The organism is Pseudomonas sp. GL-B-19 (genome assembly GCF_019956415.1).
GTDB lineage: Bacteria > Pseudomonadota > Gammaproteobacteria > Pseudomonadales > Pseudomonadaceae > Aquipseudomonas.
Map to the genome: position 1 here is coordinate 17,117 of NZ_JAHBDK010000044.1, position 18,157 is coordinate 35,273.

Here is an 18,157-nt window from a genome sequence, read left to right on the forward strand (position 1 = left end):
GAATTTTTATAATCCGTGTAGCAGCTGTCGAGCGCAGCGAGGCTGCGTCCGAGAACATCGTTCTCGCCCTCCCTGCTCCGAGGTTTATCTGAAACACCGGGCTGGGGGTTTTGCGACTGCTTCGCAGCCGAACGCAGCCTCGCTTCGCTCGACAGCTGCTACAGGGCTATGGGTGCTCAACGCGGCTGTAGGGCAAACCGTGATGGCGTTGCCACAACTCCAGGTAGCGCTGCTGCTCCTGCTGCCAACGCTCATCGTCCCAGCCCAGCCGTGGCTGGCAGAGTCGGCGTATGGCCGGCCAATAATCCTCGGCGCCACGCGGCAGCAACAGACCCAGACGGGTTCGGCGCAGCAGCAGGTCATCCAGGTGCAGGACCATTTCCGCCTCACAGGCAAAAGCCAGTTCCGCCCACAAGGTGTCAGTGGCGCCAACGCTGTCATGGCCCAGTTCCGCGATCAGTTTCGCCAGCCTCGGCAGGTCACGACCATGCCGCCCGGCCAGGCGCCGCCACTGGCTGCCACAAAGTCCGGGGATCGTCAGCTGCGGCACGACGGCAAACACCGGCGCGGCGTCATCATTGAAGGGGCGGTCGAGCATGGTCGCGCAGGCCTTGAGCACTTCGATCGCCTGCGGGCGAAAGGTGGTCAGCTTGCCGCCGGCCAGGGTCACGCAACCCGGTTCCTGCCACAGCACATGCTCACGGGTTTCATTCGACGGCTTGCCTTGATGTTCACTCGCAGCGCTGCCCACCACCGGGCGCACACCGGACCAGGTCGACAGCACATCGGCCGCGACCACCTCAGCCTGGGGGAACTGCTGGGTGCAGGCCGCCAACAGATAGTCGAGTTCCTCGCTGCTGATGCTCGCGCTCTGGTCCAGATCTTCGTGATGATCGAGGTCCGTGGTGCCGACCACCGTGGCCCCCTCCCACGGAAAAACGAACACCGGTCGACGGTCGCGCTCGTGCAGGAAGGTGAAGGCTTGCGCCACTGGCAGGCGCCAACCCGGCAGCAACAAATGACTGCCACGCAACGGGCGCAACTGGCGAGGGGCATCGGGCACGCGCAAGCGCCCAGCCCAGGCGCCGGTGGCCACGGCCAACACGCGACAACGCAATTGCATTGACGCGCCACCTTCGCTGTCCTCGACCTGGACCCCGCAAACCCGTCCCTCTTCACGCAGCAATTGCTGCACGCGCGCGCTGTTGAGCACCACGGCGCCGTCGGCCCGGGCCTCGCCCAATACGCGCATCACCAGTCGGGCGTCATCGGTCAGTGCATCGACAAAACAGGTGCCACCCAGCAGGTCATGTTCCTTCACCCCCGGCGCCAGATAACGCAGTTGTTGCGCGTCATGGAAGCGATGGCTACGCCGCCCGGCCAACGCGTCATAGATGGACAACAAACCACCCAGCACCCGCGGTCCGGGAAAGCCGCCACGGTAATGCGGCATCATGAAACTCATCGGCTCCACCAGTCCCGGTGCTTCGTCGAGCAGGCGCTGGCGTTCGCGGACCGAATCGCGGGTCAGGCGCCACTGGCCCTTGGCGATGTACCGCAAGCCGCCATGGACCATTTTCGAGGATCGGCTGGAGGTGCCCCAGGCGAAATCACGCTGCTCCAGCAGCAGGCAACGCCAGCCGCGGCGCGCGGCTTCGCGCAGGATACCGGCGCCGCTGATGCCGCCGCCGATGACGATCAGGTCCCAGTTTTCATCCGCCAGCGTCGGCAGCACCTGCTGTCGCCACGCGGCGTTCCAGTCCAGGCTCATGTCCGTCACTCCTGCAACAGCGTGCCAGGGTTCAGTCGCCCGGCCGGATCAAAATGCCGGCTCAATGCCTGCAAGGTGTCCATCGCCAGCGCCCCTTTCTCCCGCCGCAGGTACGGCGCGTGGTCCTTGCCCACGCCATGCTGGTGACTGATGGTGCCGTGGTTGTCGACGATGGTCCGGCTGGCCGCCTGCTTGAGCGCCTGCCAGCGCGCCAGGGTCGCGGGGTAATCCGCCGCAGGGCGAAACACATAGGTGGTGTAGATGCTCGATCCTTCGCCGTAGACATGGGACAGGTGGGTGAAGACATGCACCCGTTCGCCTTCAGCCGCCAAGGCGTCGCGCAGGCTGCTTTCGATGAGAGTGAGCAGGTTATCGACGTTGCTCCAGTCGGTGGCGGTTTCCAGGGTGTCCACCACATAACCGGCGTTCCACAGGTTTTCCCGCAGGTAGGGAAAACGGAAGCGGTTCTGCTCCCACTTCTTGCCGAGCAAGGTGCCGGTAAACACCCCGCCGAAAGACTTGAGGTGCTGCCGGGCCTGGCTCAGGGACAGCGCATTTTGCCGACGATTACCGGTCACGCCGAATGTCAGCAGGCATTTGCCCTCACCGGCGCCGCGCAGGGCAAGGTACTTTTCCAGCCAGGCGATCTGCTGTGGGTGACCGGCCAGGGCCAGCTGGGTTTCGGTTTCCACCGCGTTGGACAAGCGCAGCATCGACAGCGGCACGCGCGCCTGGGCCAACTGGCGGATGGCTTGCAGTGCCTTGGGCCAATCGGGCAGAAACACCCCGTAGAAACGTTCATCAGCGGGCAGTGCGCTGACCCGCACCTTCACCTCGGAAATGATCCCGAAACGGCCCTCGCAACCCAACACCACCTCGCGCAGATCAGGACCTGCTGCCGAGGCCGGGAACGTGGCGATTTCCAAAGGCCCGGCAAAGGTTTCCAGGGTCCCGCCGGCGAACAGTTGCTCGATTCGCCCGTAACGCAACGATTGCTGGCCACTGGAACGGCTGGCGACCCAACCGCCCAGGGTCGACAGCTCCCATGACTGCGGGAAATGCCCCAGGGTGTAACCACGGGCGCGCAGCTGACTTTCCACTTGCGGCCCTGTCGCGCCGGGGCCGAAGGTGGCCAGCAGGCTCTGTTCGTCGAGGTCCAGCAGGCGATTCATGCGCGCCAGCGAAACCGTCACCACCGGCCGCGCGGAACTCGGTGGGTTGATGTGCCCGGCCACCGAGGTGCCGCCGCCATAAGGAATCAGGCACAAGTCCTGCTCATGGGCGAGGGTCAGCAACTGGCGGATCTGTTCGGCGCTCTCGGGAAAGGCCACGGCGTCGGGATAATTCCCCAGCGCACCTTCACGCAACGCCAGCCAGTCCGGCAGGCTCTGCCCCCGGGCATGCAGTAGACGATCATGCGCATCCACGCTGAACAAGGTGTGTTCCTGCAACCGCGAGGCCGGCACGCGGACCAAGGCTGTCTCAAGCGTCGCATCGGGCAGCGTTCGACCGGCACCTAGCCGGTCAGCGAGAAACCCCGCGCCCTGGGCCGGCAGTTCGACCACCGTGGTTGCATCTCCCCAGCCGTTCCAGCGTCGCATGCATGTGTCCTTTTGCGGTTCTGATCAGTGATATTTCAAGCCACATACTAGTCATCCGCCCGAAAGTGTCACGGTCGCATCGGGCCAGTTCGAGTAGCCAATTGAGTCAAACGTCGCGCAGGCATCAGCCATTTACTTTAGCCGTGGTTTCAAATTACCTTTCGGGGCATTCATCCGCGCACGCGGGCCTTGATCAAAGGAATACGATCATGCAATCCCTGGGCTTCACTTCAGTTCCGCCGCTGCTCAAGTACCTGCGACATGCCGAACAACTGGGCGTGGCCATCGAGCCTGCGTTGGCGGCTGCCGGGTTGCAGGCGCAGCAGTTGAGTGACAACAGCCTGCGGTTGCCGGGTGAAGCCCATGAACGGCTGCTCGATTATTTCTGCGAACACTCGGGTGATCCGTTGTTCGGTCTCAACGCCGCGCGTTTTGTGTTACCCAACTCCTGGAGCGTGCTGGGTTACATCACCATGAACTGCGCGACACTGGGCGATGCCATGAGCCGCATCATGCCGTTCGAGAAGCTGGTGGGCGACATGGGCGTCAGCCGCGTCGAGGTGCAGGACAGCCACGTGCACCTGATCTGGACATGCCGCTATCAACGACCGCGTATCCGCCGACACCTGGTGGAAAACGTGCTCGGCTCCTGGCTGCAATACGCGTGCTGGATCGCTGATACGCAGATGTCGCCGGCCGCTGTCTGGCTGGAACATGCACGACCGGCTGACACGACGCTGGCGCAGTACGAGCAGTTCTTCGACTGTCCGGTACTGTTCGACCAGCCTTATTCGGCGCTGATTGTCCCGTTGCCGTATTTGCAGCTGCCCTTGCGCCAGGCCGATGCGCAATTGCTGCGCACCCTGGAAGAACATGCCATGGGGTTGATGGCGACACTGGAGGATGCGTCGCTGGAACAGCGGGTCAAAAGCATCCTGCGCCAGTTGCTCAAGGAAGGTCTGCCCCGCAAGGAGCAAGTGGCCGAGCAGCTCACCGTGTCGGTGCGTACGCTGCAACGCCAGTTGCATCAGGCCGGCACGTCGTACCAGCAGATCCTCGATGACCTGCGCCAGGAACTGGCCGAGCATTACCTGCTCAACAGCGCCTTGCCGATTCAGGACATCGCCCAGTACCTGGGTTTCACCGAACCCCGCTCGTTTCACCGTACGTTCAAAAGCCGGCGCGGGATGCCGCCCGGCGAGTTTCGCCAAACTCACCGGGTGCAGGATGAAAGCTGAAGGCTCAGAGGCTGTTTCAACGTCCTACAGTCTCCCGTCCTTCTTCCCCGTCCCAGCGGTGAAAGATCCAGTCCTCAGTCAATGACGAGGCTGACAGCGCCCCCTCATGCCACGCCGTAATGTCGTCAGCTCCATCAAAGGAGATGCATTGGCATGGACGACAACACCTTACTGACTTCTCTGGTCAGGGCCTATGGCACCGGGCAAACCAACGCTGCCCTGGTGATGTTTTTTAAAGACACACTGAAATTCACCTCGGTGTTCGATATCGCCCGCCTCACCGAAACCGAATTCCAAAAACAATTCGATGACGCCATCAAGACTGACAACACGCTCAAAGACCAAGCGTCCAGCATTGACACCGCAAAGCTCTACGACGACGTTAAATGCCTGGCCACCCAGATCAGCCATCTGTATCTGGAACAACGAACTTCAGTCGAAACGGCACAAGATCATTGGCATCCCTTGGGCATTCGTGCGATCGAGAAAAAAGGCCCCACCTACACCCATCTGTTCAAAGAGAACTGGGACGACGCTTGCAAAAACGATTCGATTGCAGCCATCGACTCGCCGGTTGCTTACCTCAGAGCGCTGTACCGGTTTGCCTTGCAACTGGAAACCAGTGTCTCGTCATTACCGGGTGAAAAAGACAATCGAATCACGTTGGAAAAACGCCGTCCGGATCTCGCCGCACTGTCGATTGATCAGCAAAGCACCTTCACTGCGCAACCGATGCTCGGGATCGTTAATGAGACGCTGGACAAAAATATTCAGAGCGCGCTGAAGCACACCGAAGATGAGGGCAAGTCGACTTATGAAGTGCTCGCACAAAACTATTATCCCTTTGTGCTCCCCTATGAGTTTTACCATCACCAGTGCCTGCTGGGGCTGAATGGGAACAAGCCGACGCTGGGAGAGTTGAGTTACCTCGTGAGTGAATCCCTGCCTCTCACGTCGCATGACATCGCTCAGTACGGCAAGGTGTTGAACACTGGTTCTGATCAAGCGCAGAGGCTGATGTCCGGGCTTGGCCCGAAACAGCAGGCGCTGCTGACAGAACTGCCATGGGCTGAAAGATACGTGGGGAACTATTACTACTCCCACTCGAGCATCGGCCGGATAAGAGACAGTTACTGGAAAAAAATCTATGGCATCGCACCCATTACCGTTCTGAAAAATATAGACACCTTCCTGGAGCGAACCGAACTTAAAGCCGAGCAAATGGAAGCGTTACTGGCGCAAGGTAAATACGCGCCATGCCTGTCTCTTCATTACCTGTTGCCGGCACCTCACTCCCATCCTTTTGGAGCCCGATACGTAAACGGACCTCTCTCGGTCGATGACAGCATGGCGCTGGACAACGAGAAAAAAACCGGGGAAATCGAAAACGCGACCGAAGACCGACTCGAACGCTTGCATCGGATGATCCGTCTCCAACGCTGGCTCGCAATCCCGTTTAATCAGCTGGACACCCTGATATGCAGCGCATTTGAATCACAGCTGTCGCTCAATACCCAGCGGCAACTGGACAGTTACACCATCAGGGCCTTGGGCGTTTATCGGTATATGAGTCGCCGGTATTCCATCACGGCTGAAGAGTTCGCAGCGCTGTTGCATCACGTTTCACCTTATGCGTCCGGCGATGAGACGTCGCTGTTCGATAAGGTATCGTCGAGCAGTTTCGTGGTTGGGGCAGGCAGCGTTCACAAGACATCATGAACGCAGCGAAACGAAAACTATCGACCCCTGGCGATATCAAGTTCAACAAACTTGCCGTGAGCAAACTGACTGCTCATGCCTACGCGATCAACACTGATCGCGAGCTGAAAGTCGGCGAACTGTTCAACCTGGAAGGCCCCCCTTCCGGCCCGACAAACTACCGAGGTGTCGATCAAAGTTATGTGGGGGCGAAAAGCCCGGAACACTATTTGGAATTTGGCAGCTACAGAATCGAAAACGCCGGCATTTTTCTGGAAGACCTGGCCGAACGCTACGCTGCAACGAAAACTGACGCACTGCGACAGATACATATTGCCCCCGAATCACTGCGCGCCCATCCGACGCTCAGCAGAACACGCGAGCAAGCGTACGAACTGCAACAACCGGTCAAATACCTCATCGCCAAACATATCGAGGCCAGCAACGGGATTATCCCCGCATTTGCTGGCGGCCCCGGGGCTCATGCCGAAGTCCGGGCACTGAACTCAATCGTAGCGCTCTATCCGGATTCAACGGAAAGGCTACTCAGCGAGACCACCATTTTCACAGACACCTTGCGACGAGGAGATGCACCGCAAGACTTCGTTGCCTGTTGCAACTGCGGCGGCATCATCCCCGACGAAGTCATCCTCCCGACCGGACGTAACCCCAGAAACTACGTGGCGTTCAATGACTTCGTCAGTCAGTTGAACAGCAGGGCTCCTTGAAAATAGCGAGTCCTGCTGCCGCCACTTTCCGAGGCTGCCAGTTGATCCGGAAACCCAGGAAGTCGACGTCGCCAGACTCACCGGAGGTGACTGCACTGGCCTCTTCGCGAGCAGGCTCGCTCCCACAGTGGATCTTCATTGGCCGCCAATTTTGTGAACCACACAAAACCCCTGTGGGAGCGAGCCTGCTCGCGAAGGCGTCAGTCGCGACAGCACAGTAAACGTCTTTCATTGCAGCTGTTTAAAGACACTCGACGTTACGCGACAACGCCCACAAATCCTTGCGCCGCTGCCTACGACTGCGCCAGAATCCGCCGGCTTGTGCGCTCGGGGGCTGCTCGGTAACTTGGATCGCGTCACTGATTCCCAGTGATCGGGTTTAGCAGCCCGGATAGTTGTCCGGCCGTACGAGTCTCATCCAGTCAGGCATTTGCCTGCGCTTGATGGTGGCTGTGCGCATGGCACCTTCGGGTGCGCCGGGTTTGGGTGACTACCGGTCTGCTAACTTGCGCACAGCTGCCACCCTTTCGTTTAGCAGCGAGATGGACGCAGCCTTACTAGAGGTTAGTCCCCCATGGTCAAAGTTACGCCAAACCCACCGGACACCGATCCGGCATCCCCCTACGAAACACCTGAATCAAAGAAATTCCACGAAGCCGCCGAACGCGCCCTCAACCACTATCTAGGTCCTCCGGCCGCCCACATCATGTCCAAACCCTACCAACCCAACCGCCTCTACATGGCCAACCCGGCGTCCGGCACCGAACCCTTGCTGACCGACGCCTGTGAAACCCTGGGCTCAGCCACCGTCATGCTCAACGACTTCGCCGCCTTGCTCGAAGGCTCGCACCGCAAAACCGTGCAAGGTATCGCCCAAGTGGTCATGGTGGCGGAAATGGCGGTCAATCAAGTGTTGGATAAATTAGTGCCCACGGAGTGATCAATACGGCGAGGCGCTTACCACATTGACCGCCGATCCCGGAACGAAAAAGCCCGCTGCCAAACCGTAATGGTTTGGCAGCGGGCTTCTTTGCGTTTAGGGCGCTTTCAGCTCAAAGGCTGATCGCGTTGGTGAACACCAACCGATTGCCGAACGGATCAGCGATGGTCATGTCCTGGCTGCCCCACGGCATGGCCTGAATCTGTGGGTGGGAAAAGGTGTATTGCTTGGCCAGCAGTTGTTGCTGGAAGACTTCCAGTTCATCGGTCTCGATGCGCAGGGCCGAACCCGGCGTGGCGTCGCCGTGGTGCTCAGACAGGTGCAGCACACATTCGCCACGGGAGACTTGCAGGTACAGCGGGAAATTCGCTTCGAAGCGATGTTGCCAGTCGATCTTGAAGCCCAGGAAGTCGACGTAGAATTCCAACGCCTTGGCTTCATCGAAAATCCGCAGGATCGGGGTGGTTTTACCGAAACTCATGCAGTTACTCCCTGACTGAAAAGACACCCATTGTAGCTGGGCCGATTGTCAGCGCTTCGGCTTGGGGGTGGCTTTCTTTAATTGCAATGTGCCGCTAGTGTGACGAATCACTAACAATGCTCACTGAAACCCGTCACGCAGATCCCCTTCCCGCGCCAGAAACCGCCCTTCCCTTTTACCGTTCGCCTGCCCTTCGCTGTAACTCAACACGCCGTTGACCCACACGCCGTCGATCCCTTCTGCCGCCCGTTGCGGATCGTTGAAGTCCGCCACGTCGCGAATGGTCACTGGATTGAACAACACCAGATCAGCCCAATGCCCTTCACGGATTTCGCCGCGCTCCTTCAAGCCAAACCGCGCCGCCGACAGCCCGGTCATTTTGTGTACCGCGGTGTGCAGCGCAAACAACCCGACATCGCGACTGAAATGTCCGAGCACCCGTGGGAATGCGCCCCACAAGCGTGGATGCGGGAATGGGTCTTCCGGCAATCCGTCAGAGCCGACCATCGATAGCGGATGCGCGAGGATTCTTCGCACGTCTGCCTCGTCCATTCCGTAGTACACCGCGCCAGCCGGTTGCAGCTGTCGAGCGGCGTCGAGCAACGGCACGCCCCACTCGGCGGCGATGTCCATCAGGTCGCGACCGCTCATCTGCGGGTGCGGCGTGGACCAGGTGATGGTGATGCGATGAGCGTCGGTGACTTGCTTGAGGTCGAGCGTCGAAGAGCTCGCCGCGTAGGGATAACAATCGCAGCCCACCGGATGGGTTTTCGCCGCGTGTTCAAGGGACGCCAGCAGTTGCGGACTGCGTCCCCAGTTACCGGCGCCCGCGCATTTGAGGTGGGAAATGATGACCGGGGATTTCGCATGACGACCGATCTGAAAAGCCTCGTCCATCGCCTCCAGCACCGGCTCGAATTCACTGCGCAAATGAGTGGTGTACACCGCGCCGAATGCGCTCAGCTCTTCAGTCAGTTGCATCACTTCATCGGTAGACGCTGAGAACGCGCTGGCGTACGCCAGGCCTGTGGATAAACCCAACGCGCCGGCCTCAAGGCTTTCGCGCAGTTGCTCGCGCATCGCGCTGATTTCGTCCGGCGTAGCGGTGCGAAACAGGTCATCGAGGTGATTGCTGCGAAGGGCGGTGTGGCCGACCAGTGCGGCGACGTTCAGTGTGGTATTCGCCGCTTCGACCGCCGCGCGGTAGTCGCGGAACGTCGGATAAACAAACGCCGCAGCAGTGCCGAGCAGGTTCATCGGGTCCGGTGGATTGCCCTTCAAACTCACCGGCGAAGCACTGATACCGCAGTTGCCGACGATCACCGTGGTCACGCCTTGGCTGAGTTTGGGCAGCATCTCTGGCTGGCGGATCACCACGGTGTCGTCATGGGTGTGCACGTCGATGAAACCCGGCGCCATCACGCGACCGGCGGCGTCGATTTCTTCGCTGGCAGTGGCGTCGTGCAAGTCGCCGATGCGCTCGATGTGGCCGTTCAGGATCGCCACGTCGGCGGGGTAGCCGGGGCGGTTGCTGCCGTCGATGATCAGGGCGTTGCGAATCAACGTGTCGTACTTCATGTCAGTCTCCCAGCGGCAGGTAATCGTCCACCTGCCGAGTTCACTCTCAGTCGTGATTCACGCGCGCACGTTTCAGCAGTTTCTTGCAGCGCTCCGACAAGTGCAGCACCCGCAGGTGCTTGCCGGCCTTGGCGTAGCGTTCGCGCAGCGCATTCAGCGCAGCAATGGCCGAGTAATCGACGAAGCTCAAATGATGGCAATCCAGCGTCACCAGGGCAGGATCATTGGCTGGGTCGAATTGATTCAGGAAGGGTGTCGTCGAGGCAAAGAATAGCGTGCCATGCACCCGATAGAGCTTGCTGCCGTCGGTTTCCAGATGACTGTCGGCGTAAAGCTGCCGGGCCTGCTGCCAGGCAAAGTTGAGCGCCGCGATGATGATTCCGCACAGCACCGCAGTGGCCAGATCGGTGAACACGGTAATCACCGTCACGGCAATGATCACCAACACGTCGTTCAAAGGCACTTTGTTCAATACCCGAAGCGAGGCCCAGGCGAATGTTTGCTGTGACACCACAAACATCACCCCGACCAGCGCCGCCAGCGGGATGCGCTCAATCAGCGGCGAAATAAACAGAATGAACAACAGAATCATCACCCCGGCCACCACCCCGGACAACCGTCCGCGCCCACCGGAACTGAGGTTTATCATCGTCTGACCGATCATCGCGCAACCGCCCATGCCACCGAACACGCCAGAGACCATATTTGCTGCACCCAGCGCCACGCATTCGCGATCCGGGAAGCCACGGCTCTCGGTGATTTCGTCGGTCAGGTTCAGGGTCAGCAAGGTCTCCAGCAGACCGACAAGCGCCATCAAAATCGCGTAAGGAGCAATGATGCGCAGGGTTTCGAGACTCCAGGGAATGTCTGGCAATGCAAACGTCGGCAAGCCACCGGCAATGTGCGCCATATCGCCCAATGTACGGGTCGGCAAGCCCAGCAGATACACTGCCAGGCCCACGCCAAGGATCGCCACCAGTGCCGGCGGTACGGCACGCGTCAGGCGCGGCAATAGGTAAACAATGGCCATGGTGACGGCCACCAGCCCCGTCATCATGTACAACGGCGTACCACTGAGCCAGGTGTCACCGCTCTTGAAATGCTCCAACTGCGCCAAGGCGATGATGATCGCCAGGCCGTTGACGAAACCGAGCATCACCGGATGCGGGACCATGCGCACCAGCTTGCCCAGCTTGAGCAAGCCGAACGCCAGCATGATCAACCCGCCGAGCAACACGGTCGCCAGCAAATACTGCACGCCGTGTTGCACCACCAGCGCGACGATCACCACGGCCATCGAACCGGCAGCGCCCGACACCATGCCCGGCCGCCCGCCGAACAGTGCGGTCAGGGTGCAAATGATGAACGCCCCGTAAAGCCCCATCAACGGATTGAGGTGGGCCACCAGCGCGAAGGCGATGCATTCGGGCAGCAGGGCAAAAGAGGTCGTAAGCCCGGCCAGGACATCGGCTCTTAGGCGTTTTGGTTTCATGGGATTTGCACGCAGGAAGTAGCAGGAAAAGAGGGGGGGATGTTACGGAATTGAGGCCGGCCCGGCCAGTTGTTGGGCTGCTGAAAACGCCATCGCGAGCAGGCTCACTCCTACAGGGATCTGCGTCGTTCACAGATCCCTTGTGGGAGCGTGGCTTGCCCGCGATGAACGATGACGCAGTTTAAGGCGAACTCAAACCATCTCGTCCCGAATCCACTCAATCACCGACACCCGCTTCGGCACCCAACCGAGCAATTCACGCGCCTTTTTCCCGCGCACCCGACTGTTGGAACCCAAACCATAGTTGGCCATTTCATACCCCCACTCGGCTTCGGCGTCTTTCAACGGCCAGTCTTGCGGCGCACCCAACGCCAGCGCTTGAGCAATGGCAGTGGTCATGTCGATGAACGACGCTTCACCGCTTTCGACGAAGTAGAACGTGCCCGGTACGTTTTTGGTCAGCGCCAGCAGGTACAGGGACACCACGTCTTCGATATGCACGTTGGACCAGATGTTCTGCCCCGGGCCGACATGCCGGACCACGCCACTTTTACGTGCCTGCTTCACCAAGCGGGGCAGTTGCACGCTATCGCGGTTGACGCCCAGGCTGTGGCCGTAGATCAACGTGTTGCAGATCACGGCCGAGTTCACGCCGTCCTGTGCTGCAGCGAGGATCAGGTTGTCGATGGCCACGCGAGCGGCCTTGTCGACAGTCGGTTCCGGCAGCTTGTCTTCGAAGTAGATGACGTCACTGGAATGGCCGCCCGAGGCATCACCGACAATGCTCGAACCGCTGGTGTGCAGGAACACTTTGTTGGAGCCGCGCAAGGCGTCGAGCAAGGCTTGCACCGCGCCACGATGGTCGCTGCTGGCGGCGTTGATTACGGCGTCGGCAGCGCGGGCCTGTTCGGCGAGCAGTGCGCTGTCGTCAAGCGTGCCGATCACCGCAGTGATGCCCAACGCGCTCAGTTCATTGGCTTGTTCCTGGCTGCGAACGAGACCGGTGACCTTGTGGCCAGCCCGGATCAGGCCGGTGGCGATGGAGCCGCCGATAAAACCGGCGGCGCCGGTGACAAATACGTTCATGGAAAAATTCCCTGCGTGAATAAGTGATGCAACGAGTATCGAGGAGTGATCACTGACGAAAAATCCCCTCTGAACCAATTCACTCTTGCGCAGGGATCACGAATCAGCCCTTGAAGTCTGAATTCGCATAAGCCGCCAACTTGCCCTGAATGAAGTCCAGAAAGCACTGAATCCGCAGGGCCAGCTGCGAGTTACGGTAGTACACCGCGTTGATCGGCTGGCGATAACCGGTATTGAAATCCGCCAGCAGCACCTGCAAACGGCCGGCACGGATGTCGTCGATCGTCATGTAGTGCGACAGGCAGGCAATGCCCTGGCCTTCCAGCGCCAAGTGCCGGATGGTCTCGCCGCTGGAGGCATTGATCGACGCTTGAATCGGCCAGCGATCACCGTGCACATAAAGCAACGGCCATTGGTTTAGGCCTTCGTTATGGGTGAATCCCAGCAATGCGTGCTCACTTAAATCCGCAACCGCCTGCGGCGTACCGTGTTGCTCAAGGTAGGCCGGACTGGCGACGATGTGCAGCGGGCTGCAACCCAAAGAGCGTGCATGCAGGGTCGAGTCGGAGAGCGTGCCAATGCGGATGGCGATGTCGGTGCTTTGCTCCAGCAGGTCGATTATCAAATCGTTGCTGTTGAGTTCCAGCTGGATGTCCGGGTAAAGCCTGCGGAATTCGTCGATGTAGGGCACGATGGCGTGCAGCATGAACGGTGAAGCGGCGTTGATCCGCAAGCGCCCGGACGGGGTTTGCTGGCGTGAGTTCAGGCGTTCTTCGAGTTCATCCATCTGATCGAGAATCCGCTTGGCGTGCTCGAAGAAGTACTTGCCCTCCTCGGTCAGGTCCATGCGCCGCGTGGTGCGGTTGATCAGCGTGGTATCGAGTTTCGCTTCCAGCCGTGACAGCGTGCGGCTGACCGCCGAAGGCGTTTGCCCGACCTGTTCGGCCGCAGCGGAAATCGACCCGCACTCAATCACGCAGACGAATATCTGCAACTCATCGGATCTGGCTTTCACAACTGCCCCTCATTCAAAAACTGGCTTGATAGTAACTGGATGCGGGGCAAAAGGAACCTCAAGCGGACAGGCCAAACACCTCGGTCAAATGCTGCTCATAACGCGCCACATCGGCTTCGATATTCGGGCGTTTCATCACGTCAACGCAGAGGAATGTCGGCAACCCGGTCATGCCGAGAAACTCGTTAGCCTTGTGGAACGGGAAGTACACCGCGTCTACGCCTTTGGCTTCGAAGAAGTCGGTCGGATCGTCGAAGGCTTGCTGCGGCGCGTTCCAGGTCAGCGACAACATGTACTGCTTGCCCTGCACCAGTCCGCCGCTGCCATATTTCTGTGAGGCGTCGGAACGGGTGCGGCCATCACTGCCGTAGAGACTGCCATGGCCTTCGGTGAAGACTTCGTCGATGTACTTTTTCACGGTCCATGGCGCGCCCATCCACCAGCCCGGCATTTGATAGATGATCACGTCCGCCCAGAGAAATTTGGCGACTTCTTCGGCGACGTCGTATCCCTCGTCGATGAAAGTGGCTTTCACATCGAAGCCGCCGCGGTCCAGCACGCTCAGCGCGGCTTCATGCAGGGTGGTGTTGTAGCGGCCATCAGAGTGGGCGAATTTTTTGCCGCCATCGAGCAACAGGACTTTTTTCATGAGAAATCTCGGAAGGTCAGAAACTGGATGGCGGCAGGTTAGCGACTGGTCTCGCGCGGAATAAGCCTCGAATACACAAAACTCTTTTGATCAATACGCACGAATAGCCAAGTGATTGTTGCCATAAACTTGAGCCGATTCTTAACTTGAGGAGATTTCTGATGAGTGAAATGCAAGGCTTCATCCTGAACGCCAAGACCCGCCCGGAAAAATCCGACGCCTTCGAAGCGTTTTTCCGCGGCTATGTGGAAGCCAGCCGCGCCGAGCCCGGTTGCATCGAGTACCACATGCTGCGCGACAAACAGGACCCGACACTGTTTATCTTCTACGAGATCTGGCAGTCCCAGGCCCACTTGGACGTGCACTCGAATCTGCCGCACATGAAGCAGTTCCTCGACCAGCGCGATGAATACCTGGAACAGGACTTCGAAATCCGCGCCATCGACATGCTCAGCCCGTCGTCCGCTAACCGCTGATCAACAAGTGGCCGCCGAGCACGCCGAGGCCGATGAAGAACACACGCTTGAACAATACGGCGTTGATCCGCTGACGCAGCCATTGGCCCAGCCACATGCCGAGCACTGCCGGGATCAGCGCCAGCAACGACGCGCTCAATTCACCACCGCCCAGAGCACCGCGCCATAACAGCCCGCCGGCTAGGGCCAGGGTCGAAACGGTGAACGACAAGCCCAGCGCCTGCACGAGTTCGTCCTTGCTCAAATTGAGCGCTTGAAGGTAAGGCACGGCAGGAATCACGAAGACGCCGGTGGCCGAAGTGATGATGCCCGTCAGCACGCCGCACAGGGGTCCGAGCCAGGGTTCTGTGCGACTGCCGACACGCAAGGTCGGCAGGAACAATCCGCTAAACGCGTAGAGCAACAACGCCGCGCCCAACGCCCGCACGACCCAATGCCCTCCCACCATGCCGATCCACAACGTGCCGGCGCCTGTGCCGATGAAGATCGCCAGCAGCATTGGCCATAGACGTTTGATCAACCCGCGCAGGTGCCCGCCGAATGCCAGTTGCCAGACATTGGTGAGGGTCGCGGGGATGATCAACAGCGCGGCAGCCTGCGACGGAGCCATAGCCAGACCCAACAGCCCCATGGCAATCGTTGGCAAGCCGAGGCCGATGATGCCTTTGATCATGCCGGCCAGCAGGAACGTGGCGATGACCAGTAACGACAGAGCCAGGCCGAGGTTTTGATAGAACGCGGCGAGTGTATTCATGGGGCTATCCTGAGCCTGGATTAGCCTCGTGAAAATCTGCCATATACTGAGGCTGCCTCTTGCTGAGCAATAGGCTGAAAAATTCGTCGTTTTGAAGGACGCCTTCGCGAGCAGGCTCGCTCCCACAGTGGATCGCATTTCTCCAATGAGAACCCGGTCACCTGTGGGAGCGAGCCTGCTCGCGAAGGGGTCCGTCCAGACAACACATATCTAGAGGTTGCCAATGCACTTCGACCTGACCGACCTGCGCCTCTACCTGAACATCCTCGACAGCGGCAACATCACCGCCGGTGCCGCGCGCAGTCATCTGTCCCTGGCAGCAGCGAGCGCGAGAATCCGCGCCATGGAGGCTTCGTTCGGCATCGAATTTCTGCTGCGAGGTCGGCGCGGCGTCACGCCGACCTCGGCGGGCAAAGCCCTGGCCAAACACGCCCGGGCGCTGCTGCAACAAGCCGAACGCATGCAACAGGACCTGGCCGAATACGCCAAGGGGGTCAAAGGTCAGGTACGGTTGTTGTGCAATACCACCGCGATCACCGAATACTTGCCGGAGTTGCTCGCCGATTTTCTGCACGAGCACCCAAACCTCGATATCGATCTGCAGGAGCTGCCCAGCGCGCGCATCACCCACGCGCTGCGCCAGGGTGCGGCAGACCTCGGCATCGTGTCCGACGCCGTGGATACCGACGACCTGCAGACCCGCGCCTTTCGCGACGATCCTCTGGTGCTGATTCTTCCGCGAGATCACCCGTTGGCCGACAACGAGTCCTTAAGTTTCAGCGACACCTTGCACCACGATTACATAGGACTGAACGCCAACAGTGCCCTCGCGGTGTACCTCGAAGAACAGGCCCTGCACATCGGCTCACGCCTGCAAATCCGCATCCGCACTGACGGTTTCGAGGGCGTGATGCGCATGGTCGCTCGCGGTGCCGGGTTGGCAATCGTGCCCCTGGCAGCCGTCGAACGCTGGCCGGGGGAACGGCCTTTCAGGTGGACGGCCCTGCATGAACCCTGGGCGCAACGCAAACTGCTGCTCTGCGCTCGGGACTTTGAAGCGCTGCCCGGCTACGCGAAGGCGTTGTTACACGCCTTGAGCCTTTAGTAGCCGAATCGCGCGTTTCTGGACACTTCGATGTCGAGTTCAGACAACTGACCGGTGCACGGGCGCTATAGGGTGCCACTTCAGTTCTTGAACCCGCTGCCCGGAGTCCACATGACCGCACCGATTACCGTCCTTCGCGATACTCATCCACTGCCGGTGCTTGACGCCTGCAAATGGGAAAAACTCGAAGGTGACCCGCACACCGTCAACCTCAACGCCTACACCAGCGAAGACGGCAGCAAGATCATGGGCACCTGGATCTGCACGCCAGGCAAGTGGTATGTCGAATACGTGAAGTGGGAATACTGCGACTTCCGCGAGGGCTACTGCATCATTACCCCGGAAGGAAAGGAGCCGATCCATCTACGTGCCGGCGACATTTTCGTCATCGAGCCGGGGATGAAAGGCACATGGGAAGTGGTTGAAACCGTGCGCAAGTATTTCGTGTTTGCCTGAAGCAAAAAACCGGGAGATCACCCGACGTGATCTCCCGGTAAATGTCGATAGATAGGGCCGATGCAACTCCTGTGGGAGCGAGCCTGCTCGCGAATGCGGTGTGTCATCCAACGTTAATGTCGACTGACACGCCCTCTTCGCGAGCAGGCTCGCTCCCACAGGCCTTCAACTTCAAGACCGACTTCCCGCAGCCGCTCTTTTACTGCGGTTTGCGATAGCTATTGATGATCGCCGAGAAGTCTTTGCCCCCTTCCCCACGCTGGCTCATCGCCTGATACAACTGCTGGGCCACCGCGCCGAGTACCACCGGTTGATGCGCCTGACGTGCGGCTTCCGTGGCCAGCCCCAAGTCCTTGAGCATCAATTCGGCACCGAAGCCGCCGGTATATCCGCGCGAGGCCGGCGCCGTTTCGACGATGCCCGGCCATGGGTTGTACATCTCCGAACTCCAGCAACGCCCGGTGGAACTGTTGATGATCCCGGCCAGCACAGTCGTGTCGATTCCCAGGGCATCCCCCAGCGCCATGGCTTCGCTGACGCCAACCATGGAAATCGCCAACAGCAGGTTGTTGCAGATCTTGGCGATTTGCCCGGTGCCGACTTCACCGCAATGGACGATGTTGCGGCCCATCTGCGCCAGCACCGGTTGCAGGGTGGCGAACAGTTCCGGGGTGGCGCCGACCATAAAGGTCAGCGTCCCGGCGGCCGCACCGCCGGTACCACCGGAAACCGGCGCATCGGCCATGGTCACGCCCTGTTTGGCGGCTGCGGCGGCCACATCGCGTGCGGTCTGTGGATCAATGGTGCTGCAATCCACGGCCGGTACACCTTGGCCGATACCGGCGAGAACGCCGTCTTCACCCAGCCACACGCTGCGCACATGCACAGCGGCCGGGAGCATGGTGATCACCAGCTCTGCACCTTGCGCCGCTTCACGGGCTGAAGCGCTGATGCTGCCGCCCAGTTGCTCAAGCTCCGCCAGCACGGTTTTGTTCAGGTCGACCAGACGCAGTGCATGGCCGGCTTTGATCAGGTTGCGCGCCATCGGGGCGCCCATGTTGCCGAGACCGATAAATGCGATTTTCATGT

Annotated in this window: 17 protein-coding genes; 7 read left to right on the forward strand and 10 right to left on the reverse strand. The window is 59.9% G+C overall.

Translation table 11 applies throughout. The annotated features are described in order from the left end of the window. Nucleotides 1-166: 166 nt before the first annotated feature. The gene (locus KGB06_RS18645) at nucleotides 167-1,771 is read right to left on the reverse strand and encodes a glycerol-3-phosphate dehydrogenase/oxidase (protein WP_223518353.1); all 1,605 of its coding nucleotides are present in this window, start codon (nucleotides 1,769-1,771) and stop codon (nucleotides 167-169) included. A gap of 5 nt (nucleotides 1,772-1,776) precedes the next feature. Continuing rightward, the gene (locus KGB06_RS18650; RefSeq protein ID WP_223518357.1) at nucleotides 1,777-3,372 is read right to left on the reverse strand and encodes an FAD-binding oxidoreductase; all 1,596 of its coding nucleotides are present in this window, start codon (nucleotides 3,370-3,372) and stop codon (nucleotides 1,777-1,779) included. Nucleotides 3,373-3,581: 209 nt separating this feature from the next. Here KGB06_RS18650 and KGB06_RS18655 point away from each other — a divergent pair, with 209 nt between their 5' ends. The 4 genes from KGB06_RS18655 (at nucleotide 3,582) to KGB06_RS18670 (ending at nucleotide 7,976) form a co-directional block, all read left to right on the forward strand. Next, on the forward strand, nucleotides 3,582-4,610 hold the full coding sequence (locus KGB06_RS18655; RefSeq protein WP_223518360.1) for an AraC family transcriptional regulator: 1,029 nt from the start codon (nucleotides 3,582-3,584) through the stop codon (nucleotides 4,608-4,610). A 153-nt stretch (nucleotides 4,611-4,763) separates the two neighbouring features. Further along, entirely contained in the window at nucleotides 4,764-6,329 is a 1,566-nt protein-coding gene (locus tag KGB06_RS18660) for a Tc toxin subunit A (protein WP_223518367.1), read from the forward strand. Next, nucleotides 6,326-7,036, forward strand: coding sequence for a hypothetical protein (locus tag KGB06_RS18665; RefSeq protein WP_223518370.1), 711 nt, complete (start codon nucleotides 6,326-6,328; stop codon nucleotides 7,034-7,036). Before KGB06_RS18660 ends, KGB06_RS18665 begins: the two co-directional genes overlap by 4 nt. Nucleotides 7,037-7,610: 574 nt before the next feature. Further along, nucleotides 7,611-7,976 (forward strand): DUF6124 family protein, encoded by a 366-nt coding sequence (locus KGB06_RS18670; protein ID WP_223518373.1) that lies wholly within the window; start codon nucleotides 7,611-7,613, stop codon nucleotides 7,974-7,976. 112 nt (nucleotides 7,977-8,088) lie between these two features. Here the strand turns inward: KGB06_RS18670 and KGB06_RS18675 are convergent, their stop codons facing one another. The 6 genes from KGB06_RS18675 to KGB06_RS18700 form a co-directional block, all read right to left on the reverse strand. Next, complete coding sequence (locus tag KGB06_RS18675; RefSeq protein ID WP_223518374.1) at nucleotides 8,089-8,457, reverse strand: glyoxalase superfamily protein; 369 nt, start codon at nucleotides 8,455-8,457, stop codon at nucleotides 8,089-8,091. Between the two features lie 120 nt (nucleotides 8,458-8,577). After that, complete coding sequence (locus KGB06_RS18680; protein WP_223518376.1) at nucleotides 8,578-10,035, reverse strand: N-acyl-D-amino-acid deacylase family protein; 1,458 nt, start codon at nucleotides 10,033-10,035, stop codon at nucleotides 8,578-8,580. A 46-nt stretch (nucleotides 10,036-10,081) separates the two neighbouring features. Beyond that, the gene (locus KGB06_RS18685; protein ID WP_223518378.1) at nucleotides 10,082-11,527 is read right to left on the reverse strand and encodes a SulP family inorganic anion transporter; all 1,446 of its coding nucleotides are present in this window, start codon (nucleotides 11,525-11,527) and stop codon (nucleotides 10,082-10,084) included. A 192-nt stretch (nucleotides 11,528-11,719) separates the two neighbouring features. Further along, nucleotides 11,720-12,613 carry an NAD-dependent epimerase/dehydratase family protein gene (locus tag KGB06_RS18690; protein ID WP_223518379.1) on the reverse strand — a complete coding sequence of 298 codons (894 nt, stop codon included), beginning with the start codon at nucleotides 12,611-12,613 and terminating at the stop codon, nucleotides 11,720-11,722. A 103-nt stretch (nucleotides 12,614-12,716) separates the two neighbouring features. Next, nucleotides 12,717-13,628 (reverse strand): LysR substrate-binding domain-containing protein, encoded by a 912-nt coding sequence (locus KGB06_RS18695; RefSeq protein ID WP_223518381.1) that lies wholly within the window; start codon nucleotides 13,626-13,628, stop codon nucleotides 12,717-12,719. A gap of 58 nt (nucleotides 13,629-13,686) precedes the next feature. Further along, nucleotides 13,687-14,277: an NAD(P)H-dependent oxidoreductase gene (locus KGB06_RS18700; protein ID WP_223518384.1), complete on the reverse strand. Its 591-nt coding sequence runs from the start codon at nucleotides 14,275-14,277 to the stop codon at nucleotides 13,687-13,689. Nucleotides 14,278-14,438: 161 nt separating this feature from the next. Between KGB06_RS18700 and KGB06_RS18705 the strand changes: the two genes are divergently transcribed. Continuing rightward, nucleotides 14,439-14,753: a putative quinol monooxygenase gene (locus KGB06_RS18705; protein ID WP_223518386.1), complete on the forward strand. Its 315-nt coding sequence runs from the start codon at nucleotides 14,439-14,441 to the stop codon at nucleotides 14,751-14,753. On the opposite strand, the gene KGB06_RS18710 is transcribed toward KGB06_RS18705, so the two are convergent. Then, nucleotides 14,743-15,507 carry a sulfite exporter TauE/SafE family protein gene (locus tag KGB06_RS18710; protein ID WP_223518388.1) on the reverse strand — a complete coding sequence of 255 codons (765 nt, stop codon included), beginning with the start codon at nucleotides 15,505-15,507 and terminating at the stop codon, nucleotides 14,743-14,745. The two genes, KGB06_RS18705 and KGB06_RS18710, sit on opposite strands and share 11 nt — an antisense overlap. 223 nt (nucleotides 15,508-15,730) lie before the next feature. Between KGB06_RS18710 and KGB06_RS18715 the strand changes: the two genes are divergently transcribed. Then, the gene (locus tag KGB06_RS18715; protein ID WP_223518390.1) at nucleotides 15,731-16,612 is read left to right on the forward strand and encodes a LysR substrate-binding domain-containing protein; all 882 of its coding nucleotides are present in this window, start codon (nucleotides 15,731-15,733) and stop codon (nucleotides 16,610-16,612) included. Between the two features lie 111 nt (nucleotides 16,613-16,723). Then, a complete protein-coding gene (locus KGB06_RS18720; RefSeq protein ID WP_007946320.1) occupies nucleotides 16,724-17,068 on the forward strand; it encodes a cupin domain-containing protein in 345 nt (114 codons plus the stop codon). A gap of 199 nt (nucleotides 17,069-17,267) precedes the next feature. Here KGB06_RS18720 and mmsB read toward each other — a convergent pair whose 3' ends face one another. After that, entirely contained in the window at nucleotides 17,268-18,155 is an 888-nt protein-coding gene (gene mmsB, locus KGB06_RS18730) for a 3-hydroxyisobutyrate dehydrogenase (protein ID WP_223518398.1), read from the reverse strand. Nucleotides 18,156-18,157: the final 2 nt, after the last annotated feature.

Excerpts from the sequence above, each read along its gene's own strand:
- KGB06_RS18645 (WP_223518353.1), bottom strand. The coding sequence starts at position 1,771 with ATGAGCCTGGACTGGAACGCCGCGTGGCGACAGCAGGTGCTGCCGACG.
- KGB06_RS18650 (WP_223518357.1), bottom strand. The coding sequence starts at position 3,372 with ATGCGACGCTGGAACGGCTGGGGAGATGCAACCACGGTGGTCGAACTG.
- KGB06_RS18655 (WP_223518360.1), top strand. The coding sequence starts at position 3,582 with ATGCAATCCCTGGGCTTCACTTCAGTTCCGCCGCTGCTCAAGTACCTG.
- KGB06_RS18660 (WP_223518367.1), top strand. The coding sequence starts at position 4,764 with ATGGACGACAACACCTTACTGACTTCTCTGGTCAGGGCCTATGGCACC.
- KGB06_RS18665 (WP_223518370.1), top strand. The coding sequence starts at position 6,326 with ATGAACGCAGCGAAACGAAAACTATCGACCCCTGGCGATATCAAGTTC.
- KGB06_RS18670 (WP_223518373.1), top strand. The coding sequence starts at position 7,611 with ATGGTCAAAGTTACGCCAAACCCACCGGACACCGATCCGGCATCCCCC.
- KGB06_RS18675 (WP_223518374.1), bottom strand. The coding sequence starts at position 8,457 with ATGAGTTTCGGTAAAACCACCCCGATCCTGCGGATTTTCGATGAAGCC.
- KGB06_RS18680 (WP_223518376.1), bottom strand. The coding sequence starts at position 10,035 with ATGAAGTACGACACGTTGATTCGCAACGCCCTGATCATCGACGGCAGC.
- KGB06_RS18685 (WP_223518378.1), bottom strand. The coding sequence starts at position 11,527 with ATGAAACCAAAACGCCTAAGAGCCGATGTCCTGGCCGGGCTTACGACC.
- KGB06_RS18690 (WP_223518379.1), bottom strand. The coding sequence starts at position 12,613 with ATGAACGTATTTGTCACCGGCGCCGCCGGTTTTATCGGCGGCTCCATC.
- KGB06_RS18700 (WP_223518384.1), bottom strand. The coding sequence starts at position 14,277 with ATGAAAAAAGTCCTGTTGCTCGATGGCGGCAAAAAATTCGCCCACTCT.
- KGB06_RS18705 (WP_223518386.1), top strand. The coding sequence starts at position 14,439 with ATGAGTGAAATGCAAGGCTTCATCCTGAACGCCAAGACCCGCCCGGAA.
- KGB06_RS18710 (WP_223518388.1), bottom strand. The coding sequence starts at position 15,507 with ATGAATACACTCGCCGCGTTCTATCAAAACCTCGGCCTGGCTCTGTCG.
- KGB06_RS18715 (WP_223518390.1), top strand. The coding sequence starts at position 15,731 with ATGCACTTCGACCTGACCGACCTGCGCCTCTACCTGAACATCCTCGAC.
- KGB06_RS18720 (WP_007946320.1), top strand. The coding sequence starts at position 16,724 with ATGACCGCACCGATTACCGTCCTTCGCGATACTCATCCACTGCCGGTG.
- mmsB (WP_223518398.1), bottom strand. The coding sequence starts at position 18,155 with ATGAAAATCGCATTTATCGGTCTCGGCAACATGGGCGCCCCGATGGCG.